At 70.7% G+C, this 23,222-nt stretch carries 23 protein-coding genes; 8 read left to right on the forward strand and 15 right to left on the reverse strand.

What is annotated here, in order from left to right; genetic code table 11:
• Positions 1–32 precede the first annotated feature (32 nt).
• Entirely contained in the window at positions 33–1,316 is a 1,284-nt protein-coding gene (locus tag AB0M83_RS05945; RefSeq protein ID WP_364513097.1) for a response regulator transcription factor, read from the reverse strand.
• Between the two features lie 152 nt (positions 1,317–1,468).
• Here AB0M83_RS05945 and AB0M83_RS05950 point away from each other — a divergent pair, with 152 nt between their 5' ends.
• The gene (locus AB0M83_RS05950) at positions 1,469–2,371 is read left to right on the forward strand and encodes an NADP-dependent oxidoreductase (RefSeq protein WP_364513100.1); all 903 of its coding nucleotides are present in this window, start codon (positions 1,469–1,471) and stop codon (positions 2,369–2,371) included.
• A 216-nt stretch (positions 2,372–2,587) separates the two neighbouring features.
• Here the strand turns inward: AB0M83_RS05950 and AB0M83_RS05955 are convergent, their stop codons facing one another.
• The 4 genes from AB0M83_RS05955 to AB0M83_RS05970 all read right to left on the reverse strand — a co-directional run bounded on the left by AB0M83_RS05955 (position 2,588) and on the right by AB0M83_RS05970 (position 6,183).
• A complete protein-coding gene (locus tag AB0M83_RS05955) occupies positions 2,588–3,472 on the reverse strand; it encodes a lysophospholipid acyltransferase family protein (protein WP_364513103.1) in 885 nt (294 codons plus the stop codon).
• Positions 3,469–4,251 (reverse strand): GNAT family N-acyltransferase, encoded by a 783-nt coding sequence (locus AB0M83_RS05960; protein ID WP_364513106.1) that lies wholly within the window; start codon positions 4,249–4,251, stop codon positions 3,469–3,471. The genes AB0M83_RS05955 and AB0M83_RS05960 overlap by 4 nt, the downstream gene beginning before the upstream one ends.
• Before the next feature lie 157 nt (positions 4,252–4,408).
• A complete protein-coding gene (locus AB0M83_RS05965; RefSeq protein ID WP_364513109.1) occupies positions 4,409–5,368 on the reverse strand; it encodes an electron transfer flavoprotein subunit alpha/FixB family protein in 960 nt (319 codons plus the stop codon).
• 29 nt (positions 5,369–5,397) lie between these two features.
• A complete protein-coding gene (locus AB0M83_RS05970; RefSeq protein WP_364513112.1) occupies positions 5,398–6,183 on the reverse strand; it encodes an electron transfer flavoprotein subunit beta/FixA family protein in 786 nt (261 codons plus the stop codon).
• Positions 6,184–6,425: 242 nt separating this feature from the next.
• Between AB0M83_RS05970 and AB0M83_RS05975 the strand changes: the two genes are divergently transcribed.
• Positions 6,426–7,271, forward strand: a complete 846-nt coding sequence (locus tag AB0M83_RS05975) for a DegV family protein (RefSeq protein WP_364513115.1) — start codon at positions 6,426–6,428, stop codon at positions 7,269–7,271.
• Here AB0M83_RS05975 and AB0M83_RS05980 read toward each other — a convergent pair.
• Positions 7,249–7,674, reverse strand: coding sequence for a hypothetical protein (locus AB0M83_RS05980; protein WP_364513117.1), 426 nt, complete (start codon positions 7,672–7,674; stop codon positions 7,249–7,251). The two genes, AB0M83_RS05975 and AB0M83_RS05980, sit on opposite strands and share 23 nt — an antisense overlap.
• A 53-nt stretch (positions 7,675–7,727) precedes the next feature.
• Between AB0M83_RS05980 and AB0M83_RS05985 the strand changes: the two genes are divergently transcribed.
• The 3 genes from AB0M83_RS05985 to AB0M83_RS05995 are packed head-to-tail and all read left to right on the forward strand — an operon-like array spanning position 7,728 to position 10,501.
• Positions 7,728–8,501: a class I SAM-dependent methyltransferase gene (locus AB0M83_RS05985; RefSeq protein WP_364513120.1), complete on the forward strand. Its 774-nt coding sequence runs from the start codon at positions 7,728–7,730 to the stop codon at positions 8,499–8,501.
• Positions 8,498–10,003 carry a glycoside hydrolase family 57 protein gene (locus tag AB0M83_RS05990; RefSeq protein ID WP_364513122.1) on the forward strand — a complete coding sequence of 502 codons (1,506 nt, stop codon included), beginning with the start codon at positions 8,498–8,500 and terminating at the stop codon, positions 10,001–10,003. Before AB0M83_RS05985 ends, AB0M83_RS05990 begins: the two co-directional genes overlap by 4 nt.
• A gap of 9 nt (positions 10,004–10,012) precedes the next feature.
• Entirely contained in the window at positions 10,013–10,501 is a 489-nt protein-coding gene (locus tag AB0M83_RS05995) for a glutathione peroxidase (protein WP_364513124.1), read from the forward strand.
• 42 nt (positions 10,502–10,543) lie between these two features.
• Here AB0M83_RS05995 and AB0M83_RS06000 read toward each other — a convergent pair whose 3' ends face one another.
• Positions 10,544–11,773, reverse strand: a complete 1,230-nt coding sequence (locus AB0M83_RS06000) for a YbiU family protein (RefSeq protein WP_364513127.1) — start codon at positions 11,771–11,773, stop codon at positions 10,544–10,546.
• 88 nt (positions 11,774–11,861) lie between these two features.
• Between AB0M83_RS06000 and AB0M83_RS06005 the strand changes: the two genes are divergently transcribed.
• On the forward strand, positions 11,862–12,977 hold the full coding sequence (locus tag AB0M83_RS06005) for an ROK family transcriptional regulator (protein ID WP_364513130.1): 1,116 nt from the start codon (positions 11,862–11,864) through the stop codon (positions 12,975–12,977).
• A 63-nt stretch (positions 12,978–13,040) separates the two neighbouring features.
• Here AB0M83_RS06005 and AB0M83_RS06010 read toward each other — a convergent pair whose 3' ends face one another.
• Entirely contained in the window at positions 13,041–14,804 is a 1,764-nt protein-coding gene (locus tag AB0M83_RS06010) for a sugar-binding domain-containing protein (protein WP_364513133.1), read from the reverse strand.
• A gap of 125 nt (positions 14,805–14,929) precedes the next feature.
• On the opposite strand from AB0M83_RS06010, the gene AB0M83_RS06015 reads away from it, so the two are divergent.
• Complete coding sequence (locus AB0M83_RS06015) at positions 14,930–16,207, forward strand: glycosyltransferase family 4 protein (RefSeq protein ID WP_364513135.1); 1,278 nt, start codon at positions 14,930–14,932, stop codon at positions 16,205–16,207.
• 117 nt (positions 16,208–16,324) lie between these two features.
• On the opposite strand, the gene AB0M83_RS06020 is transcribed toward AB0M83_RS06015, so the two are convergent.
• From AB0M83_RS06020 to AB0M83_RS06030, 3 genes are all read right to left on the reverse strand, one after another.
• A complete protein-coding gene (locus tag AB0M83_RS06020) occupies positions 16,325–16,453 on the reverse strand; it encodes a hypothetical protein (RefSeq protein WP_364513138.1) in 129 nt (42 codons plus the stop codon).
• Positions 16,454–16,570: 117 nt separating this feature from the next.
• Positions 16,571–17,350: a methyltransferase domain-containing protein gene (locus AB0M83_RS06025; RefSeq protein WP_364513140.1), complete on the reverse strand. Its 780-nt coding sequence runs from the start codon at positions 17,348–17,350 to the stop codon at positions 16,571–16,573.
• 57 nt (positions 17,351–17,407) lie between these two features.
• Entirely contained in the window at positions 17,408–17,866 is a 459-nt protein-coding gene (locus AB0M83_RS06030; protein ID WP_364513143.1) for a nuclear transport factor 2 family protein, read from the reverse strand.
• 90 nt (positions 17,867–17,956) lie between these two features.
• Here AB0M83_RS06030 and AB0M83_RS06035 point away from each other — a divergent pair, with 90 nt between their 5' ends.
• On the forward strand, positions 17,957–18,484 hold the full coding sequence (locus AB0M83_RS06035; RefSeq protein WP_364513146.1) for a TetR/AcrR family transcriptional regulator: 528 nt from the start codon (positions 17,957–17,959) through the stop codon (positions 18,482–18,484).
• On the opposite strand, the gene AB0M83_RS06040 is transcribed toward AB0M83_RS06035, so the two are convergent.
• From AB0M83_RS06040 to aceA, 4 genes are all read right to left on the reverse strand, one after another.
• Positions 18,481–19,341 carry a hypothetical protein gene (locus AB0M83_RS06040; protein WP_364513149.1) on the reverse strand — a complete coding sequence of 287 codons (861 nt, stop codon included), beginning with the start codon at positions 19,339–19,341 and terminating at the stop codon, positions 18,481–18,483. The genes AB0M83_RS06035 and AB0M83_RS06040 overlap by 4 nt on opposite strands.
• 10 nt (positions 19,342–19,351) lie before the next feature.
• Complete coding sequence (locus tag AB0M83_RS06045; RefSeq protein WP_364513152.1) at positions 19,352–19,843, reverse strand: SigE family RNA polymerase sigma factor; 492 nt, start codon at positions 19,841–19,843, stop codon at positions 19,352–19,354.
• A 242-nt stretch (positions 19,844–20,085) separates the two neighbouring features.
• The gene (gene aceB / locus AB0M83_RS06050) at positions 20,086–21,732 is read right to left on the reverse strand and encodes a malate synthase A (RefSeq protein WP_364513154.1); all 1,647 of its coding nucleotides are present in this window, start codon (positions 21,730–21,732) and stop codon (positions 20,086–20,088) included.
• Between the two features lie 91 nt (positions 21,733–21,823).
• Positions 21,824–23,104, reverse strand: coding sequence for an isocitrate lyase (aceA, locus tag AB0M83_RS06055; protein WP_364513156.1), 1,281 nt, complete (start codon positions 23,102–23,104; stop codon positions 21,824–21,826).
• Positions 23,105–23,222: the final 118 nt, after the last annotated feature.

Genomic DNA, 23,222 nt, shown 5'->3' on the forward strand with positions numbered 1-23,222 from the left:
GCAACCTCCAGCCCGCTGGAGGTCAAGCCGGTTCAGGCCGTGCGACGCGCCACTGGCTCCACCCGCAGGTCGTGGGCGAGCGCGGCGGCCTCGCCGCGGGAGGTCACGTCCAGCTTGTCGAGGATGTTGCGGACGTGGAACTTCACCGTGTGCTCGCTGAGCTGCAACTGCTCGGCGATCTGCCGGTTGCGCAAACCCTGCGAGATCCCCGTCAGGACTTCGACCTCGCGCGGGTTGAGCCGGTCGAGCGGACGCAGCTCCGGTGGTTCGGCGACGCCGAGCGGGAGGACCGCGCTGACCGTCGTGCCCCAGCCAGGCACCGCGTCGACCTCCCAGCGGCCGCCGAGGGCGGTGAGCCGATCGGTCAGGCCGCGGGCCGGGATCGCGTCGGTGACTTCGGGGCTGTCGTCGCGGACCGTAATCCGCAGCACCGGGCCGTCGAGTCGCCACGACGCCCGCAGGCGCGTGGTCGCCGGCCGGTCCAAAGCGGCGAGCACCAGCCCCCGGGTCATCGTCCGCGCCGTGTGGGCGATGTCCTGCGGGAGCGACGCGTCGCCGACCGGGTCGACCAGGTCGACGTCGACCTCGGTGTGCCGGACCAGGTCGGCGAGCTGAGTCCTCAGCAGGGCGAAGGCCACGCCCGCGCGTTCCTCGGACAGGGCTTGGTCGCGGTCGACGACGCCCTTCAGTTCGAGCAGCGCGTCGCTGGCCAGGTCGGTCGCCGTGCGGCGGGCGACGGCGTCGGAGAGGCGCCCCGAGCGCAGCACCGCCAGGAGCGTGGTCAGCGTCGCCGCGTGGGTCTGGCCGAGGTCGGTGATCGCCTGGGCTCGCGCGGTGGCCGCCGCGAGGTTGCCGGCCAGGACGTCCGGGCCCGGGTCGATCGCGCGCTGGCCCGCGTCGGTGCCGAGGATGTGCCACAGCTGCGCGGCCAGTCCCAGCTCGGCCGCCGGCAGCTCCGTGTCCTCCGGCACGACGGCGAGCACGGCACCCTTGCCGACCGCCGGCATCGCCGAAAGAAGGACGAGACGGCGCTCGACGCCGCCCAGCACGCCGTCGACCACCAGGGCCTTGCCCGGCTCGCTGCGGTCGACCAGCCGTTGCAGCTCGACGCTCGTCACAGCGTCGGCGATCGCCTGGTCGCCGACGACCTTGAGCGGGCTGCGCGGACAGTCCCCGGTCTGCATGGCGACCGCGCGGTGCGGGATCAGCTTCGCCAGCTCGGCGGAGAACTGGAGCAACAGGTGCGGCCGCGGTGCCGACAGCAACCGTTCGACGACGTCGAGCACGTGTCGCGGATCCGACCAGGAAGCGTCCATGCGTCCAAGGTAGGCGCGCCCGGACTGCGTCCACCCTGCTCGTCCGGCTAGTGAACACTGCTCGTCCGGGTGGTTCGGCGGAATAGCCGCACGAGTTGACTCCTTGGAGAGGACATTCGAAGTCACAAAACCCGAGGAGCGCAGCGAACACCATGCGAGCGATCACCTTCTCCGCCTACGGCGGGCCGGACGTCCTGCAGCTGTCCGAGGTTCCGGTGCCGGAACCCGGCCCGGGACAGGTGCGGCTGGCCATCCGCGCCGCCGGGATCAACCCGATCGACTGGAAGATCCGCAACGGCTTCATGCAGCAGAACTTCCAGGTCTCCTTCCCGCACATCCCCGGCCTCGAGGTGGCCGGGGTCGTCGACGCCGTCGGCGAGGGCGCGGACTTCGCCGTCGGTGACGAGGTGTTCGGCTGGTCCGAGACCGGCGCGTACGCCGAATACGCGCTGGCGAAGACGCTCGCGCCGAAGCCTGCCGGCGTTTCGTGGGCGGACGCCGCGGCCTTGCCGGTCGCCGGCGAAACGGCGCTTCGCGTCCTCGGGCTACTCGAGATCCGCGAAGGCGAAACGCTGCTGGTCCACGGGGCCAGCGGCACCGTCGGCCGGTTCGCCGTGCAGGTCGCCGTAGCCAAGGGACTGACCGTCATCGGCACCGCCGGCAACCGGAATCTCGACGACCTGAAGGCGCTGGGCATCGTGCCGGTGGGCTACGGCGACGGCTGGCTGGACCGGGTCCGCGAGGCCGCGTCCGGGCCGGTGGACGCCGTCTTCGACGCAGCCGGACACGGCGTGCTGCCGGGCTCGGTCGAGCTGCGGGGCACCAAGGACCGGATCGTCACCATCGCCGATGGTGCCGCTTTCGAGCTCGACATTCCGTTCTCGAGCGGAGGCGAGCAGTCGCGTGAAGTCCTGACCGGGATCGCCGGCTGGGTGACCGACCGCGGGGTCCGCGTCGCCCAGGGCAAGAGCTACCCGCTCGCCGAGGCCGCCGCCGCGCAGATCGAGAGCGAGGACGGGCACCCCGGCGGGAAGCTCACGCTCGCCATCGGCTGAACGAACCCGGCACAAGAGTCCGAGCGCGCCAGCGTCGGCGGCAAACGCCGTGGGCTGAGCGGGTCCACGCGAACCGCGGCCCGGACGCCGCGAACTCGGTGCCCGAATTCGGGCGAACGGCCCTGTCATCGGATCACGATGACAGGGCCGGGCTCACAAGACCGCGAACACCTCGCGATCCGGGCCCTGTCGCCGGATCGCGGCGACAGGGCCGGGTCACTTCGCGGGAGGCGAAGCCAGGGGGACCGGCTGAGGACGCGAGGTCCGCCGCCGCTGCTGGGCCGGGATCTGCACCGTCCCCAGCGCCGAATGCACCGCAGCCTCGGCGAGAGCCGCCAGCTCACGACGGTTCCCCGCGCGGCCCGGGGCGATCTCCGGGCAGATGTGGATCTCGAGCACCAGCCCCCGCAGCGCCGCGACCCGGCGGATCGACGCGATCAGCGACTCCGGGCCGATGAATGCCGGGCGGCTGGTCTCGCGGCCGTCCGCGAGGCGGTACCTCAGTGCGATCGGGCGGACCGGGACACCGCCGTCGATGGCCGCCTGGAACGTCGCCGTCGTGAAGCGGCCCGATGCCAGGCCGCACCACGTCGTCCCTTCGGGGGTGACGCTCACCAGCGAGCCCGTCCGCAGGGCGTCGGCCAGTGACGCCATCGTGGCCGGCAGCGTCGTCAGCCGCTCGCGGTCGAGGAAGATGCTGCCGCCGCGGCGGACCAGGCCGCCCAGCACCGGCCAGCTCGCGATCTCCTTCTTGGCCAGCGCGCGCATCGGGCGAAGCGCGTTGATCGCGACGATGTCCAACCACGAGATGTGGTTGTTGACCACCAGCGCACCACGGCCCGCGGGCGCGGTGAGGAAGTCCTCGCCGCCCCGGACGTCCAACCGGACGCCGAACGCCCGCAGCACGCCGCCGAAGATCAGCCGGATCCGGCGCTCGCGGCCCCACGACACCAGCAGCAAGGGCGCCGACAGCAAGGCCGAAAGAACGACGAAGATCGCCGCGGTGACACGCAGAGCGCGCCGCGGGAACCCGACCACCGGGTCACCGTCGGTCAGGCAGCCGTCGCCGCACGGCGAGGCCGGCATCCAGGCGTGGCTCATGCCTGGACCCCGAGGAAGAACTTCAGGTACCGCTCGTCGACGTTGTGCAGGTCCAGCACGACGAAGAAGTCCGCGACACCGAAGTCCGCGTCGAGCGCGGGCGGGCCGTAGGCCTTGGCGCCGAGCCGGACGTAGCCCTTGATCAGCGGCGGCAGGATCGAACGATCGGGACGTTCGATCTCCGACGCGTCCCACGGGATCAGCGGCGAGACGCGCGTGGCCTCGTCCGAGTAGTGCTTGGTGCGCAGGACGTCCCAGACGCCGGCGGCGAACGACCCGCCGTCCACCAGCGGGACCGACGCGCAGCCGGCCAGGTAGCGGTGGCCGGACAGCAGCATGTAGCGGGCGATCCCGGCCCAGACCAGGCTGACGACGGCGCCGCTGCGGTGGTCCGGGTGCACGCACGACCGCCCGGTTTCGACCAGGGACGGCCGCAGCCCGTCGAGCGCGCTCAGGTCGAACTCGCTGTCGGCGTAGAGCTTCCCGGCCTGCGCTGCGCGGTCCGGCGGCAGCATCCGGTAGGTGCCGACGATTTCGTTCGTGTTGTCGTCGCGGACCACGAGGTGGTCGCAGAACTCGTCGAACTCGTCGACATCGAGACCGGCGACCGGCGAGTGCAGCCGAGCGCCCATCTCCTCGGCGAAAACCCGGTGCCGGAGCTTCTGCGCGGCGACCACTTCGTCGTTCGCGTGGGCGACGAGAAGGGAATACCGAGGAGTGTCCGCGGGGAGGTCGGCACCCGCCTGATCAGTGCTGACGAGGAGCTGTGACGTCGTCATGGTCAAGGTTTACCCGCGCGGAGGAAACCGCGGAGAGTGCCATCCGATGACCGATTGGTGCACGTTCAGTTAATGGCGGGTTCTCAGGCTTTTCTCAGGTCCCGGAAACGCGCGAAGGGCCTTCCGGGTGGTCCCGGAAGGCCCTTCGAACAGGCAATCAGCCCTTGCGCTTCTCGACCGCTTCGGTCAGCTGCGGCGCGACGTTGAAGAGGTCGCCGACGATGCCGAAGTCGGCGATCTCGAAGATCGGCGCCTCCGGGTCCTTGTTGACGGCGATGATCGTCTTCGACGTCTGCATGCCGGCGCGGTGCTGGATCGCGCCGGAGATGCCGAGCGCGATGTACAGCTGCGGCGACACGGTCTTGCCGGTCTGGCCCACCTGGAACTGCGCCGGGTAGTAGCCGGAGTCGACAGCGGCACGCGACGCGCCGACAGCCGCGCCGAGCGAGTCGGCCAGCTTCTCGACGACGTCGAACTTCTCCGCCGAGCCGACACCACGGCCACCCGAGACCACGATCGAGGCCTCCGTCAGCTCCGGACGGTCACCGCCGGTCACCGGCTCGACGCCGGTGATCTTGGTCGACTTCGCCGCGTCGGTGGCGGGCAGCTCGACGGTCTCCTCGGCCGCCGCGCCCTCGGCCGGCTCGGCCTCGACCGCACCCGGGCGGATGGAGACGACCGGCGCACCCTTCGCGGACTTCGACTTCACCGAGAACGCGCCACCGAAGATCGACTGGTCGATGACGCCGTCGCCGTTGACGCCCACGGCGTCGTAGATCAGGCCGGAGCCCAGGCGCACGGCCAGGCGGGCGGCGACCTCCTTGCCCTCACCGCTGGCGGTGACGAGCACGGCGGCCGGGGACGCCTGCTGCGCCAGCGCGGCGAGCACGTCCACCTTTGGCGTGACCAGGTAGTTCGCGGCGTCGTCGCCTTCGGCGACATACACCTTGGCGGCGCCGTGGGAAGCCAGCGCCTGCTTCGCCTTGGCGGCGGTCCCGGTCGGGCCGACGACGACGGCCGACGGCTCACCGAGCGCGCGGGCCGCGGTCAGCAGCTCGAGCGTGACCTTCTTGACCTCACCGTCGACGTGGTCGACGAGGACGAGTACTTCAGCCATGTTCTTGGATCCTCCTCGAAGAGCCGTTGTCAGATGAGCTTCTGGCCGACCAGGTACTCGGCGACCTTGGTGCCGCCGTCGCCCTCGTCCTCGACCTTCTCGCCGGCGGTGCGCGGCGGCTTCGGCGAGGCTTCGGTCACGGTGGACCACGCGTTGCCGAGGCCGACCTCGCCCGCGTCGATGCCCAGGTCGGCGATGGTGAACGTCTCGACCGGCTTCTTCTTCGCGGCCATGATGCCCTTGAAGGACGGGTACCGCGGCTCGTTGATCTTCTCGCCGACGCTGACCACCGCGGGCAGGGTCGCCTCGAGGCGGGTCAGGCCGTCCTCGGTCTCGCGGACGGCCTTGATGGTCGTGCCGTCGACCGTGACCTCGCGGGCGTAGGTGACCTGCGGCAGGCCGAGCAGCTCGGCGAGGATCGCGGGGATGGCACCGCCGCGGCCGTCGGAGGACTCGTTGCCGGCGATGATCAGGTCGTAGCCTTCGACCTTGGCGATCGCGGCGGCGAGCACCTTGGCGGTGGCGATTGCGTCGGAGCCGTGCAGCGCCTCGTCGGACACGTGGATGGCCTTGTCGGCGCCCATGGACAGCGCCTTGCGGATGGCGTCGGTCGCACGGTCCGGGCCCACCGAGATCACGGTGACCTCGCCCTCGCCGGCTTCCTTGATCTTCAACGCCTCTTCGACGGCCTTCTCGTTGATCTCGTCGAGCACGGCGTCGGCGGATTCACGGTCAAGGGTGTGGTCGGTCCCGTTGAGCTTCCGCTCCGAGTAGGTGTCCGGTACCTGCTTGACCAGGACAACGATGTTCGTCATGGGTCTGCTTCGACCTCCCGGTTGTGCCCCGCGGACGACCACGGGTCAGTGCTCTACTGGCCGGTAGATTAGGGCCAATCGGCGCGCAGGACCCGCCGAGGTGACGCCATTCACCTGGATGCGCAACTTAATGGGACTATCGTCCCGGTAGTCGACCGGTTACCCCACCCGACCTGCCGTTCGTCCGATCGGACCAACCACGGCCTACTCGCAGTGGGTGTAAGGCATTAATCTCCCCCACCATGCCCGCGCGCATCGCCGTCATCACCGACTCGAGCTCCTGCCTGCCCGACCTCGTCGCCTCCCGCTGGGCCATCGGAGTCGTCCAGATCCAGCTGAACCTGGGTGGTCACTTCGACGACGAAAACCGCTTCGACCGCGGCGAGGTGATCGATGCCATGAGAGGGGGGCACATGATCACCACTTCGCCCCCGGATCCGGGGGCGTTCTTCTGGACCTACCAGGAAGCGGCGGCCTCCGGCGCGACCGCCATCGTCAGCATCCACATCTCCGGCCGCATGTCCGACACCGTCCGCGCGGCCCGGGAGGCCGCCCAGCAGGTCCGCATCCCCGTGCACGTCCTGGACAGCCGCACCACCGGGATGAGCCTGGGCTTCGCCGCGGTGTCGGCCGCCCGCGCGGCCGCGGCCGGTGCGGACGCCGGCCGCGTCATCGAAGCCGCCGAACGCCGGTGCGCCACGAGTACCGAGTTCATCTACGTCGACACGCTGGAGTACCTGCGCCGGGGTGGGCGGATCGGCGCCGCGCAGGCGATGATCGGCTCCGCGTTCTCCATCAAGCCGCTGCTCACGGTCAAGGACGGCGAGGTCGCGCCGCTGGCCCGCGTTCCCGGCACGCGGCGGGCGCTGGCCAAGATGGTGGACCTCGCGGTCAAGAAGTCCGGCGGCTTCCGCGCCGACATCGCCGTGACCCGGTTCGGCGCGAGCGACCACGAACTCGAGATCGGCCGGCAGATCGAACGCCGGGTGCCGGCGATGGCCGAGAGCATGGTCGTCGAAGCGAGCACAGTCATCGGCGCGCACCTCGGCCCGGGCGCGCTCGGCATCACGGTGTCACCGGTGTACTGACCCGGCGCCCCGGAATCGCCAGCAGCACGAGCGGCACCAGCACGGTCAGCCCCGTCAACGCGATGATGAGCACCTGGTCGATCGCTGCGAAGTGCGACACGTGCCCGACGTGGTACGCGAAGTGCGGAACGCTGTAGAGCAGCGCCGCCACAGAAGCCAGCCGGGCCGCGGCTGTGGTACCGATCACGGCGGCACCGATGAGCGTCGCCGCGAGCGCCAGGTTGAGGCCGCCGAAGTCGCGCAGCAGGTGTTCGTTGAAGGGCCCGTCCATCGACACCCAGCCCGTGCGGACGCCGGGAAAGTCCTGGTAGAAGCCGGTTGGCGTGATCAGTGGCCACAATCCGATCGGGACCTCGATCAGGCCGAAGAGGACGAGCAGAACTCGAGTGATTGGTCGTTGCATGACCACGGAACGAGACGGCCGGGCCGGACGTGACACCCGCTAGGGTCGCGGAGGTGACCACCCCAGCCACCCGGGCCGAGGCGCTGCACCTGACTGGCGAACGGACCGTCCCCGGCATCGCCGAGGAGAACTACTGGTTCCGCCGCCACGAGGCCGCCTACCTCGCCCTGCTCCCCCACTGCGCGGACGCGACGGTGCTCGAAGCCGGCTGCGGCGAGGGCTACGGCGCGAGCCTCCTCGCGACCACGGCCCGCCGGGTGCTCGCGCTGGACTACGACGTGCCGACCACCGTGCACGTCGCTCGCCGCTACCCCGAGATCGCGGTCGCGCGGGCGAACCTGGCGTTCCTGCCGGTGCGCGACGGCGCTGTCGACGTCGTGGCCAACTTCCAGGTCATCGAGCACCTGTGGGATCAGGCCGGGTTCCTGGCCGAGTGCCGGCGGGTGTTGTCGCCGGGCGGCAAACTGCTGGTCACGACCCCGAACCGGCTGACCTTCACCCCGGACAGCGACACGCCGCTGAACCCGTTCCACACCCGCGAGCTGGCGCCGGCCGAACTGGCCGCGCTGCTCACCGACGCCGGATTCGCCCTCGAAGCGCTCCACGGCCTGCACCACGGCGAGGCCGTGCGCGCTCTGGACGAGCGGTACGGCGGATCGATCATCGACGCGCAGCTCGACGTGGTCATGGGTTCGCTGCCGGGTCAGGCCGTCTGGCCGGCGCCGCTGCTCGCCGACGTCGCCGCGATCGAGGCCGCCGGGTTCGACATCCACGGCGACGACCTCGACTCCAGCCTCGACCTCGTCGCCGTGGCGGTGCGCCGATGAACGAAGGCACCTTCTGCCTCGTCGTGCACAGCCACCTGCCGTGGCTGCCGCACCACGGGAGCTGGCCGGTCGGCGAGGAATGGCTCTACCAGGCGTGGGCCCATTCGTACCTGCCGATGGTCGACCTGCTCGAGCGGTTCGCCGCCGAAGGCCGCCAAGACGTGCTGACCCTGGGTGTCACGCCGGTGCTCGCCGCGCAACTCGACGACCCGTACAGCATCCGCGCGTTCCACGACTGGCTCGGCCACTGGCAGTTGCGCGCGCAGCACGCGTCGACGTTGTGGCGCGGCGACCCGACCCTGCGCGAGCTGGCGGCGGCCGAACACCGCACGGCCGTCCGCGCGGCCGAAGAGCTGGGCACCCGCTGGCGACACGGCTTCTCCCCCATCCTCCGTTCGCTGGTCGACCACTCGACGATCGAGCTGCTCGGCGGGCCACTGGCTCATCCGTTCCAGCCGCTGCTGGACCCCCGGGTGCGCGAGTTCGCGCTGAACGCCGGGCTGGCCGACACGGCGCTGCGGATCGGGTCGCGGCCCGAGGGGATCTGGGCGCCGGAGTGCGGCTACGCGCCTGGCATGGAGAAGGGCTACGCGGCCGCCGGCGTGCGGCGGTTCATGGTCGACGGGCCGTCGCTGCGCGGCGACACCTGGCTCGCGCGGCCGGTCGGCGACAGCGACGTGGTCGCTTTCGGACGAGACCTCGAGGTCACCTACCGCGTGTGGTCGCCGAAAGCCGGCTACCCCGGCCACGCCGCCTATCGTGACTTCCACACCTGGGCGCACGAGGTCGGGCTCAAGGCGTCGCGCGTCACCGGGAAGACGGTCGAACCGCCGGACAAGGCGCCGTACGACCCGTCCCTGGCCGCGGACGTCCTGGGGTCGCACGTCAAGGACTTCGTCGAAACCGTCGTGGCACGGCTGCGTTCGCTGAAGAAGCAACACGGGCGTGAGGCGCTCGTGGTCGCCGCTTACGACACGGAACTGTTCGGGCACTGGTGGCACGAAGGGCCGGCCTGGCTGGAGGGCGTGCTGCGCGCGCTGCCCGAGGCGGGTGTCCGGGTGACGACGCTGAAGGGCGCGCTCGACGCCGGGCTCGTCGGCGAACCGATCGCGCTGCCCGCGTCGTCGTGGGGGTCGGGCAAGGACTGGCGAGTCTGGGACGGTGAGCAGGTCAAGGACATGGTCGACGCCAACACGGCGCTGCAGGAACGGCTCCTTTCGCTGGTTGCCGGATTGCCGACCACGGCCCGGGACACCGTCGCCGACCAGGCCGTGGCCGAGGCGATGCTGGCGCTGGAGAGCGACTGGGCGTTCATGGTCACCAAGGACTCCGCTGCCGACTACGCACGCCGTCGCGCGGCGGTGCACACCGAGCGCTTCGACGCCTTGGCCGGGTTGCTGCGACGCGGCGACCGCGCACGGGCCGAGGAGCTGGCGGCCGCCTACCGCGCCGACGACGGACCGTTCGGGCACCTCGACGCCCGGGCGCTGAAGCACGACTGAAAGGGACTCATGGGGATTCACGAAATTCCGGTCAAGACGCTCGACGGGCAGGACAGCTCGCTGGCTTCGCTCGCGGGCAAGGCGCTGCTCGTGGTCAACGTCGCGTCGAAGTGCGGCCTGACCCCGCAGTACTCCGGCCTCGAGCGGCTGCAGGAGCGTTTCGGCGGCCAGGGCTTCTCCGTCGTCGGTTTTCCGTGCAACCAGTTCGCTGGCCAGGAGCCGGGCAGTGCGGAGGAGATCCAGACGTTCTGCTCGACGACCTACGGCGTGACCTTCCCGCTGTTCGAGAAGATCGACGTCAACGGCGAGGACCGGCACCCGTTGTACGCCGAGCTGACCAAGACCGCCGACGCCGAGGGTGACTCCGGCGACGTCCAGTGGAACTTCGAGAAGTTCCTGGTCGGCACCGACGGCGAGGTCTTGGCGCGGTTCCGGCCGCGGACCGAGCCTGAGGACGACGCGGTCGTCAAGGCCATCGAGGCCGCGCTTCCGGCGTGAAACGTCCGGTGCCGCGCCGGCCCCCGTCCGGCGCGGCACCGTTCACAGACCGAGCTGCTCGCGCCCGACCGCGTTGAGGTCGCCGATCGTGGCGCGGCCGGTCCAGGTCACTTCGTAGTCTTCGGGTGCGAAATCGCCCGGACTCGCGCCGGCCAGGAACGCGCGGCCGCACTTCTCGGCGTAGGCCGCGTTCTTCGGGCAATGCGGGCTCGCCGGGATGTACATGACGTTGCCCCAGCGGTCCGGATTGGTGCCGTCGGCGACCGAGTGGATGACGTCGCCGTGCCACCAGACCGTGTCGCCCGGTTCGACGTCGGGGATCGAGGTCAGCGCGGGCAGCAGGTCGTCGTGGTACTTGTCGTTCACCGGCAGGGCCTGGCCGTTGGCCGCGCCGCAGAGGTCGTCGGCGGGGATGTCGTCCTGCAGCGCGCGGAGCAGCACGTACGTGATCGCCGACGGGATCGGCACCACGTGCAGGACGCCGTCGCCCTGGTGCATTCCCGACAACGCCGTCCAGCCCTGGAAGGTGCGGAAGGCCGAGCACATGACCGTCGACGGGTATTCGTCGACTTCGGTGCGGTAGGCGCCGTCCCACGGGTCGTACTCGTGCCAGTTTCCGGCGAAGACGTGGCGGAACACCTGCTGGTACGCGGGCAGCAGCCAGCGTTCGACCGAGCCGGAGTCGGTGTGGGCGGACAGGCCGAGCGACGCCGAGCCGGGCGGGCGCCGGCGGATGCGGTCGGGGTAGGCCGTGTCGCGATCGGGGTCGAACCAGACGCGACCCTCGGACTCGTGCCGCCAGAAAGAGTTGAGGAACCGCCGGACGGTGACCATGTGCTCGTGCTGCCGGGCCTGGATCTGCGGCTTCGACCAGTAGACCGGGTAGATCTGCGGCTGGCTCGACGCGAGACCGGCGAAGACGTCGTCGGCCGGGCCTTGGTACGTCCCCGCGAAGTCGTTGTCAGCGAGGTACGCGGCCAGCTCGGCGTCCCAGGCTTCGGCTGTTTCGCGGGCGAAGGTGCCCTGGACGACGACACAACCGCGGCGCCGGACGGCGTCGAGCGTGCGCTGCGGCACGGTCCCGCCGGCGATGTCGCGGAAACGGACGACCGGGAAGGTGTCCGGGTCGGCGGCGACGGCGTCGACCTCCCGCCGCATCCCGTCGCGGACCTCGGCGAACGCGCCGGCGACGTCGCCGATCCGGGCGCGCAGCTCGTGCTTGGTCCGCGAGATGGCCTCGGACATGTTCGCGGGCAGCTCAGGGGTCGTCATCGGTGTCCTCGCGATCTTTGGTTAGGACTCCTTACTAGAATGTCCCGGTTACGGTAGCCCGTGTCCGTCTCCCGCCACAAGAGGTGCGATGTCCGATCCCGAACGGCCGCTTCCGCGCCTGGCGATGCTGCGGGCCATGACCGACCGCACGGTGCTCGACCACGTTTTCGACCACGGCCGGACCACGCGTGCGGAGCTCGCGGCGACCACCGGGATCTCGAAGCCGACGATCTCCGAGTCGGTCCGCCGGCTGGAGACGGCGGGCGCGCTGCGGGCCACCGGCACCGACCAGACCGGCCGCCGCGGCCGGATCGCCACCTTCTACGAACTGGCCGCCGACGCCGGCCGCGTGGTCGCCGCGGAGGTCAACCAGCAGGGCGTCCGCACGATCACGACCGATCTGACCGGGACGGTCCTGGCCACCGAGCGGCACCCGCCCGGCGGTCGGCCGGTCACGGCCGCGGTCCGGAGCGCGGTCACCGCGGCGGGCGAAGTGGGCTCAGGTCCGGTACGGGCGATCGCGATCTCGGTGGCCAACCCGGTCGACCCGGTCACGCACGAGGTCGTCGCGCTGCCCGGGTCGCCTTTCCCCGAGGGGAAGCTCCGGGCCGAGGAGATCGGGCACGACGTTCTGCTCGACAACGACGTCAACTTCTCCGCACTCGCCGAACGGCGGGAAGGCGCCGCTCAGGACGCGAAGAGTTTCGCCTACGTCTACGTCGGCGCCGGGCTCGGCGTCAGTCTTTACGTCGGTGACCAGCTCGTGCGGGGCGCGCACGGGCTGGCGGGCGAGATCGGTTACCTGGCCAGTTCGGGGTCGACCCTCGCGTCGGCTCTCGCCGACCAGGGTTTCGGCAGGTCCGACGCGCCTTCGCTGGACGTCGACGCGATCTTGACCACGCTCGACCAGGCCGCCGGTGACGCCGTGGCCGCCGAACGGCTACGGCTGCTCGGCGCGACGCTCGGCCGGGCCGTCGCCGCGATCTGCACGATCGTCGATCCCGACCTGGTGCTGCTGGGCGGCCCGGCGGGGAGCCGGCCGGGCCTCGTGGCCGAAATCCGGCGAACGGTCCGCGCGGCGGCGCCGGGGCCGGTCCGGGTGGAGGCGGGAGCGGTGACGGACTCGGCGGCCCTGCGCGGCGCGTTGTTGTCCGCGCTCGACCACGGACGGGATGGCCTGGTCAAAGCCGTCGCCGAAAACTGACTACGGCCAGAGCGAGGGGTCCGCACCCTGCGCGTAGAGTCGCCGGGAATCGACCGAGGCAGCTCAGGCCGAGCCGGCGTCGATCACCGCTCGTACGCATTTCGCGACCACCGACGGGTCGACCTTGACCACCCGGCGGTCGTACGTCAGCAGGCCGTTGACCTCGTTCTCGACATCGGTCGTCTGGGTGTAGATCGCGCCGGACAGTCCTCGCTCGACGACCACCCGTTCCAGTGCGGTGCTCACCTCCGCGTAGCGCTCGGTCAGCCGCTCCCGGGTCGGCGTCATCTCGTACGCGTTCGGCGGACCCGGCCAGCGGTGGTCGTCCAGGACCAGACCGAGACCGCCGTACTCGCCGTCGACGATCGCCCGGCCATCGGTGACCGTCGGCGCGCCTGGACCCACGTATGTGTGGTCGTCGTAGACGTCACCCGCGCCCGTGTCCGGGCGGGAGAAGCAGCAGTTGACCCCGCTGTTCGCGATCACCAGCCGGGTCGGGTCGAGGGCCTTGACCAGTTCCGCGACACGGGCCGTGTCGAACTCGCCCCAGCCCTCGTTGAACGGCACCCAGCCGACGATCGACGGGACCGCCCGCAGCTGAGTGATCATTTCGATCAATTCTGCCTCGAACCGCTCGCGCGCCCGCGGGACCGGGTCCGGCGCGATGCCGGGCGGGCCGTCGAACGACACCGTCAGAGACGGCATGTCCTGCCAGACGACCAGGCCCAGCGTGTCGGCCCAGAAGTACCAGCGCGCCGGCTCGACCTTGACGTGTTTGCGGACGAAGTTGAAGCCCAGCTCCTTCGTCTTCTCGAGGTCGAAGCGCAGGGCGTCGTCGGTGGGCGCGGTCGAGATGCCGTCCGGCCAGTAGCCCTGGTCGAGCGGGCCGTGCAGGAACGTGGGCCGGCCGTTGAGCGCGATCCGCGGGCGCCCTTGGAAATCCGGGAGCAGGCCGATCGTCCGAAGACCCGCGTAGCTGCCGACTTCGTCCAGAACCGCGCCGTGCCGATCGAGCAGGCGGACGCGCAGCGTGTAGAGGTGCGGGTCGTCCGGTGTCCAGAGCCGTGGTTCGGGAACGTCCACGCGCACCGACGTCCCCGCCGGACCCGAACCGCGCGCCACCTCGCCGTCCGTGGCCGAAACGTCGACCACGACCTCGGCGCCGCCGGTGACCTGCGGGAACACCGTCACGCCGGTGAGGTCCGGGGTCAGGTCCAAGCGTTCGACGCGCGTCTCGGGCACCGGCTCCAGCCACACCGTCTGCCAAATTCCGGACGACGCCGTGTAGCAAATCCTGCCCGGTGCGTTGCGCTGCTTGCCGACCGGGAAGGGCTCGATGTCGGTGCGGTCCTCGGCCCGCACGGTCAGCTCCTGCGGCCCCGACTCCCGCAGGACGTCGGTGATGTCCGCGCTGAACGCCGTGTAACCGCCTTCGTGCGTCGCGACGAGCTGGTTGTTGACCCACACCTTCGCCGTCTGGTCGACCGCGCCGAAATGGAGGAACACCCGCGAGCCGCGCCAGTCGGAGGGGATCTCGACCAGGCGTCGGTACCAGAGGACTTCGTCGCGTCTGCCGATTCCGGACAACGCCGACTCCGGTGGGAACGGGACCAGGATCCGCTCGGCGTAGCCGGACGGCCGTGGTGCCTCCGGCGACGACGGCCAGCCCGCGTACTCCCAGACGCCGTTGAGGTTCAGCCAGCGAGGCCGGGTCAGCTGCGGCCTCGGGTACTCGGGCAGGGCGTTGTCCGGGCCGGCCTCGCCGGTCCACGGGGTCGCCAAGGGCGGGTCGAGCCGGCGCCAGCCGGTGTCCTCTGGTGAAGTCATCCCGGCCGATGGTGGCAGAGATCGCCGGGCTCGCCAGTGAGTCGGACCACATTCCGCGACCGATCTGGCCGGTCGGCTGGCACGGGCGCCGCTGGGCCGTCCCGACTCGCGAGTAACCTCTGCCCATGCGTGTGCTGATGCTGTCCTGGGAGTACCCGCCAGTGGCCATCGGTGGCCTGGCCCGGCACGTGCACGCGCTCGCCTGCCACCTGGCCCGCCAGGGTCACGAGGTCGTCGTCCTCTGCCGGCACGCCGCGGGCACCGACGCCGGGACGCACCCGCGCACCGACCGCGTCGTCGACGGCGTGCGGATCATCCGGGTCGCCGAGGACCCGATGCACGTGACGTTCGAACGCGACCTCGTCGCCTGGACGCTGGCCATGGGGCACGCCATGATCCGCGCCGCGCAGGACCTGCTGCGCGGCTGGCAGCCCGATGTCGTCCACGCGCACGACTGGCTGGTCGCGCATCCGGCCATCGCGATCGCCGAGGCCGCCCGGGTGCCCCTGGTCGGCACGATCCACGCGACCGAGGCCGGCCGGCACTCCGGCTGGCTGTCGCACCCGCTGAACCAGCAGGTTCACTCGGTCGAGTGGTGGCTGGCGAACCGGGCCGACGCGCTCATCACCTGCTCGCAGGCCATGCGCCGCGAGGTCGCGCACCTCTTCGAGGTCGAGGCCGGCGACGTCACGGTGATCCACAACGGCATCGAGGAACGCGGCTGGCAGGTGCCGGCGAAGGAGATCGTCCGCGCCCGCGAGGTCTACAGCCCGGCCGGGGCGCCGCTGTTGCTCTATTTCGGCCGGCTCGAGTGGGAGAAGGGCGTGCAGGACCTGCTGGCCGCGCTCCCCCGCATCCGGCGCCGCCACCCCGGCACGCGGGTGGTCGTCGCCGGAAAAGGACGACACTTCGACGAGCTGGTCGAGCAGGCGCGGAAGCTGCGGGTGCGGCGCGCGGTCGACTTCGTCGGGCACCTGTCGGACCGTGACCTGCGTGCGGCGCTCGCCGCGGCCGACGCCGTCGTGCTGCCCAGCCGGTACGAGCCGTTCGGGATCGTCGCCTTGGAGGCCGCGGCCGCGAAGGCGCCACTCGTGGCGTCGACGGCCGGCGGACTCGGCGAGGTCGTGGTGCACGGCGAGACCGGGCTGGCGTTCAGCCCCGGCGATGTCGCGGAACTGGCCAACGCGGTGACGGCCGTCCTCGACGACGCGCCGGCCGCGGCGAAGCGGGCGAAGGCCGCGCAGTCGCGGCTGGCCGCGGACTTCGACTGGGGCCGGATCGCCGAGGCGACCGCCGCGGTCTACAAGCGGACCAGGCCGGGCGAGCCGGTCGAGCTGCCGCGGCCGAAGATCGCCACCGGCAACGCGTTCGAGCCGGTCCCGGCCGGGTTGCCGGAACTGTAGGTAGCGGTCGTCTGCGCCGTAAAGACGAATGCTCGACGACGCGACACACTGGTCGACCGACCGGGGTGGCTGACGGACTCGAAGCTCGCCAAAGCCGAACTGTAGGTAGCGGCCAGCTCAAAAGCGACAGGACCGGAGACAGTCGCTGTGAGCCGAGGTCGGCGCGGGCACCGTCACCACGGCGCCGAACGAGAACGAAAGCACGACGAAGACGGTGGCGACGACGGATCTCAACGTGCTGGTCATGGGGACTCCTCGGGACGACAGACGCAAAGACGCCTGGTAGCGAGCATCCGCGCGGGTTCCCGGGGAATCAATAAGCGGAACACTACGGGCCAGTACCCATTCGCCTTCCGTGACCGGTCAGCGAGTCCCGGTCAGGATGCGCACCCGGACCCGCTCCCGCAGTGGTCCGTGCGGGGCCACCGCCTCCCGGACGCGTTCGGTGAAGGCCGGCCGAGCCTCGGGCGCCGGCAGCTGCGACGGGCTCATGGCCGAAAACACGCCACCGACGATCTCCTCGACACTCAGCGGCGCGTCATACGAGACGACCTGGGAATCGACCGCGTACCCCGCCGCCGAGAGCGCGTCCGCGTAGCGCGACTGGCTCGTCTCGTCCGTGCCGCACGTCCGGTGCGGCGATGTCCCCAAGTACGACGAGACCACCTCGCGCAGCGCCGCCGACCACGCCGTGTCCTGCAACCAGAGCGGCTCGCCGTTGGTCACCACCGCGACGCCGCCCCCCTGACGCAGCAGCGGGCGCACCGCCCCGAACAGCCGAGCGTGGTCCATCCAGTGCAACGCCTGCGCCACCGTCACCGCGCCCAGCCGGCCAGCGCCGAGAGCCGGCGTCAGCGCGCCGACGTCGGAATCCGCGCCCAGGAGCCAGCTCACGTTCGGCGGCGAACCCGCCTTGCGGGCCTGGCCGAGCATCGCCGGTTCCGGGTCCATGCCCAGCACCGCGCCCACGCGGGGCGCCAGCACCCGGGTGAGCTGGCCGGTGCCGCAGCCGAGGTCGAGCACGACGTCGTCGCTCGTCAGCGTGAACGCCGCCGTCAGCGCGTCCCCCACCGCGGGTGGGTAGCCGCGGCGGAACCGCTGGTAGTACTCGCTCACTTCGCCGCCGAACGCCGGTGCCGTCATGCTCCCGAGCATGCGGCGACGAGACACCGGCCGTGGCGATTTACGCGCGAAGCGGACTCAGAAGACCGGCAGCAGGACGCCGTGCTCGGACTCCGGGCGCGGGCCGAAGATCCGGCGATCCGACGCCTCGATCGGCACGTCGTTGATGCTCGCCTCCCGGCGGCGCATCAGGCCTTCGTCGCTGAACTCCCACAGCTCGTTGCCGTAGCTGCGGAACCACTGGCCGTCGGCATTGCGGGACTCGTACTGGAACCGGACGCCGATGCGGTTACCGCGGAATCCCCACAGCTCCTTGCGCAACGCGTAGTCCAGCTCGCGCTCCCACTTCGCCGTCAGGAACTTGACGATCTCCGCGCGGCCCACGACGTGCTGGTCGCGATTGCGCCACACGCAATCCTCCGTGTAGGCCAGCGAGACGCGCTCGGGGTCACGCGTGTTCCACGCGTCCTCGGCGGCCTGGACCTTCTGGCGGGCGGTGTCCTCGTCGAACGGCGGGAACGGCGGACGCGGGGTCATGTGAGCTCCTTACCCAAGAGGAGAACGTGCGTTCTCCAGCCACCCCGCTAGGCTAGAGAACGTTGATTCTCCGCACCAGAGGCAGGTGACATGACTCCCACGGAGGCGACCGACCGGCTCCTGGAAGCCGCCGAGGAGCTCTTCTACGCCCACGGCGTCCAGGCGGTCGGGATGGACGCCGTCCGCACGCGCTCGGGCGTCTCGCTCAAGCGGCTCTACCAGGCCTTCCCGGCGAAGAACGACCTGGTCGAGGCCTATCTCCGGCGCCGCGACGAGCGCTGGCGGGCGTCGTTGCGCGCATTCGTCCACGCCTGCGGCGACGACCCGCTCGCCGTGTTCGGCTGGCTGCGGAACTGGTTCTCCGAACCCGGCTTCCGCGGCTGCGCGTTCGTCAACTCGTTCGGCGAGTTCGGCGAACCGGCGCCGGGGATCGCGGCCGCGATCCGCGAGCACAAGGACCACGTCCGCACCTACTTGCGTGGTCTCGTTCCGGACCAGGCCACCGCCGACCAGCTGTTCTCGCTCGTCGAAGGCGCGACCGTGCTCGCGGCGATCACCGGAGATCCGCGCGAAGCGGACACGGCTCGCGAAGCGGCGAAGGTTCTTCTGGCGGCTTAGGGATAGAGCGTCAGCCCCGGGTCCAGCGCGATGTCGGTCAGCTGGGCGAGGCTCAGCGGCGGCGAAGGCATGTCCGGCCCGTCCGGGTGATCCTTCTTGGCGTCGTCGGCGACGTTCTGCGCCTCCACCATGACGCCCGTGCCGTCGGGCTTGGTGACGTTCGTCCGGTTGGCCGTCGCCTGCCCCGGAGAGCTGAGCGTTTCCTCGACGACCGTCTCGCCGTGCGGCCCGGCCTTCCGCTCGCACGTTTGCTGAGCGTCATCGGGCGGCTTGCCGCATTCGGTGGCCGGTGTGGCGTTGCCACCGAGCCGGGTGACGATCGCCCAGACGTTGCCCTTGCCCGCTGCGCCGGCCGTCGTCGCCGCGGCCATGAAGTAGTCCTCGCCGCCGCTGCACGAGCTCTCGTGCCGCACCTGCGCGGAAAACACGTGGTAGAAGGTCAGCGGCCCGTGCTGCTTCCCCTTCGGGTACTCGCCCTGGGCGTGCGGCTGCAGCTTCGTCCCGGCCGCGACGCGCTGCCGGACGGCGGTGGTCAGCACACCGGTCAACCGGTTCGCCGCGACATCCACCTTTTCCGGGATCGGCGGCCCCGTCTGCGGTGGGTAGGGACTGATGGCGCACGGGTCGGGTGAGGGCGGCGTCGAAGGCGGGCTTCCGGGCATCACCGGCGCCGCGCCGGAACCACCGGGAACGAACACCACCGCGGCGGCGACGGCCACCGCCGCGACACCCGCACCCGCGGCCGTCCACGGGTTCACCACCCTGGCGCGACGGCGTTCACGAGCCAGCACCGCGTCGAGGTCCACCGTGGACACCGGCACCGCGCCGATCGCCGCGTCGAACTGTTCCTTGCTCATGGCCCCTCCTTCAGCTCTGGCTCGCGGCGACGAGCGCGCGCAGCGAGTCGAGCCCGCGCGCGGTCTGGCTCTTCACGGTTCCGGGCGAACACTCGAGGATGTCGGCGGTCTCCTCGACGGAGAGGTCGCAGTAGTAACGCAGCACCACCGCGGCCCGGCGCCGCGGCGGCAGCGCGTCGAGCAGCTCGAGCAGGCCCAGCCGTTCGACGACGTCGTCACCGGGCAGCACGGCCGGTTCCGGCAGCGTCTCCGCCGGTTCCTCCCGCCGCCACGCGCGGGCCTTCTCGTCGAGCCACGTCCGTACGAGAATCCGGCGCACGTACGCGTCGACGTGGTCCATCCGCCGGACCCGCGGCCAGTGCCGGTAGAGCTTGCCGATGGTGATCGACACCAGGTCGTCGGCGAGGTGCCAGTCCCGGCACAGCAGGTAGGCCGTCCGGCGCAGGACGTCCATCCGGGCCGTGACGTAGTCGCGGAACCCCGCCTCTTCCGGCCGTCTCACGTAGTCCTCCTCGTCGCCCTCACACCGTGTCAAACGGGACCGGCGGACGCGGAGGTTGCTCGGAGGAGGAAATCGGCCGGAAACGACGAACTGGCCCGGCGACGGGGAGCCACCGTCGCCGGACCAGTTCCGGACCACACCATCCCAACCAGTGTGGTTTCCGGGGACCCCTCGTCAGGTAGGGGTCCCCGGCGCCCGAAGCACTCTCCTTACCGGTGAGAGCGCATCGAGCGCAGCCCCTGCTACCGGGCGTCCGTGAGATACCGCGCGTAGGCGCCCGTGGTGAGGAAGCTCGGCAGCTTCTCGCCCAGCGCGGTTTCGGTGAAGATCTCGTACGCGTCGTCGAGGCGGTTGCCGGTGCCCAGCTCCGCGCGCACCGACGCGAGCTCCTCGTTCAGGTACTCGACCGCCAGCTCGCGGGTCAGCGCCGTGCCGTCCTCGAGCTTCGTGCCGTTGCGGATCCACTGCCAGACCTGGCAACGCGCGATCTCCGCCGTCGCCGCGTCCTCCATCAGGTTGTGGATCGCCGCCGCACCGGTACCGCGCAGCCACGCGTCGACGTAGCGCAACGCGACGTTGATGTTCGCGCGCACGCCCGCTTCGGTGACCTCGCCGCCGGCGCTGGCCACGTCGAGCAGGTCCTCGGCGGTGACGCGGACGTCGTCACGCAGCTTGCCGAGCTGGTTGGGCCAGCCGCCGAGCACGCCGTCGAAGACCTCGCGGCAGATCGGGACCAGGCCCGGGTGGGCGACCCACGAGCCGTCGAAACCGTCGCCGGCCTCGCGTTCCTTGTCGGCGCGGACCTTCTCGGCCGCGACCGCGTTGACTTCGGGGTCCTTGCTCGGGATGAACGCGGCCATGCCGCCGATGGCGTGGGCGCCGCGCTTGTGGCAGGTGCTCACCAGCAGTTCGGTGTAGGCGCGCATGAACGGCACGGTCATTGTGACCTGCGCGCGGTCCGGCAGGACGAAGTCGGCGCCGTGCGCGGCGAAGTTCTTGATCATGCTGAAGATGTAGTCCCAGCGCCCGGCGTTGAGACCCGCCGCGTGCTCGCGCAGCTCGTAGAGGATCTCGTCCATTTCGAACGCGGCGGTGATCGTCTCGATCAGCACGGTGGCGCGGATCGTGCCGCGCGGGATGCCGAGCTCGCGCTGCGCCATCAGGAAGACGTCGTTCCACAGCCGCGCTTCGAGGTGGTTCTCCAGCTTCGGCAGGTAGAAGTACGGGCCGACGCCGCGGGCGAGCAGCTGGCGCGCGTTGTGGAAGAAGTACAGGCCGAAGTCGACCAGGCTCGCCGACACGGGACGGCCGTCGATGCGGATGTGCTTTTCCACCAGGTGCCAGCCGCGGGGCCGCGCGACGATCGTCGCCGGGTCGTCCCCGATCACGTAGTGCTTGCCCGCCGACGTGCTCTTTCCCGCGGAGGCGGCATCAGACACAGCCTCGGTCGTGAAGTCGATGTTGCGGCGGATGGCGTCGAAGAGGTTGATCTGGCCGTCGATGACGTTGTGCCAGGTCGGCGACGTCGCGTCCTCGAAGTCCGCCAGCCACACCTTGGCGCCGGAGTTCAGCGCGTTGACCGTCATCTTGCGGTCGGTCGGGCCGGTGATCTCGACGCGGCGGTCCTCCAGGCCGGGCGCGGTCGGGGCGACCTGCCACGACTCGTCGTCACGGATCCGGCGCGTCTCGGGCAGGAAGCCGAGCGGCTTCTCGCCGGACTGGAGTTCGTCGCGCCGCACGCGGCGGGCGTCGAGCAGCTCGCGCCGGCGTCCGGCGAAGGTGTTGTCCAGCTTGGCCAGGAAGTCGAGTGCCGCCGGGGTCAGGATCTCCGCGAACCGGCCGTCGACCTCGCCGGTGACCTCGATGCGGTAGTTCAGCCGATCAACCATGGGGTGCCTCCGCGAGCTGTGGGCAGGGAAGGAAAGAAGGGAGGGGCGCGGCCTGACGACGGAGGGGGTCGCCGTCAGGCCGCGACCGGGATCAGTGGAACTGGGCTTCTTCGGTGGAGCCCTTGAGCGCCGTGGTGGAGCTCTCCGGGTTCAGCGCCGTCGCGACGTTGTCGAAGTAGCCGGTGCCGACCTCGCGCTGGTGCTTGGTGGCGGTGTAGCCGCGGCTCTCCGAAGCGAACTCGCGCTCCTGCAGGTCGACGTAGGCGGTCATGCCCTCGCGGGCGTAGCCGTGCGCCAGGTCGAACATCGAGTAGTTCAGCGCGTGGAAGCCGGCCAGCGTGATGAACTGGAACTTGTAGCCCATGTGGCCGAGCTCGCGCTGGAACTTCGCGATCGTCGCGTCGTCCAGGTGCTTCTTCCAGTTGAACGACGGCGAGCAGTTGTAGGCCAGCATCTGGTCCGGGAACTTCGCCTTGATGGCCTCGGCGTACTTGCGCGCCACCTCGAGGTCCGGCTCGGAGGTCTCCATCCAGAGCAGGTCGGCGTACTGGGCGTAGGCCAGGCCGCGCTCGATGCACGGCTCGATGCCGTTGCGGACCTCGTAGAAGCCCTCGGCGGTGCGGCCGCCGGTGAGGAACTGCTGGTCGCGCTCGTCGACGTCGCTGGTCAGCAGCGTCGCGGCCTGCGCGTCGGTGCGGGCGACGATCAGCGACGGCACGTTCAGCACGTCCGCGGCGAGGCGGGCGGCGTTCAGCGTGCGCTCGTGCTGCTTGGTCGGGATGAGGACCTTGCCGCCGAGGTGACCACACTTCTTCTCGGAAGCGAGTTGGTCTTCCCAGTGCACACCCGCGGCGCCGGCGGCGATCATGCCCTTCATCAGCTCGAACGCGTTGAGCGGGCCACCGAAGCCGGCCTCGGCGTCGGCGACGATCGGCGCATACCAGTCGATATCGGTGTTGCCCTCGGCCCAGTTGATCTGGTCCGCGCGGCCCAGCGCGTTGTTGATGCGGCGGACCACGGCCGGCACCGAGTTGGCCGGGTAGAGGCTCTGGTCGGGGTAGGTCTGGCCGGAGAGGTTGGCGTCGGCCGCGACCTGCCAGCCGGACAGGTAGATGGCCTGCAGACCCGCGCGGACCTGCTGGACGGCCTGGTTGCCGGTGAGGGCGCCGAGCGCGTGGACGTAGTCCTCGGTGTGCAGCAGGTCCCACAGCTTCTCCGCGCCGCGGCGCGCCAGGGTGTGCTCCTCGACCACGCTGCCGCGCAGCTTGACGACGTCCTCAGCCGAGTAGGAGCGCTGCACGCCCGCCCAGCGGGGGTCGTTCGCCCACTGCGCCGCCAGCTCCGCGGCCGCCTGCTTGGCCTGTTCCGTCATCGGATCTCCCGGTGTTGCGAAGTTTGCGATTGCTCGCCTTGCCTGACCTGACCCTCGCACGGCTGGGAAAATCCGGTCCAGCTGTCCAAGTTGCCAATTTGTGCGAAGGGTCCGTAGG

The sequence above is a fragment of the Amycolatopsis sp. NPDC051106 genome, from assembly GCF_040682775.1.
In the GTDB taxonomy this organism is placed as follows: Bacteria; Actinomycetota; Actinomycetes; order Mycobacteriales; family Pseudonocardiaceae; genus Amycolatopsis.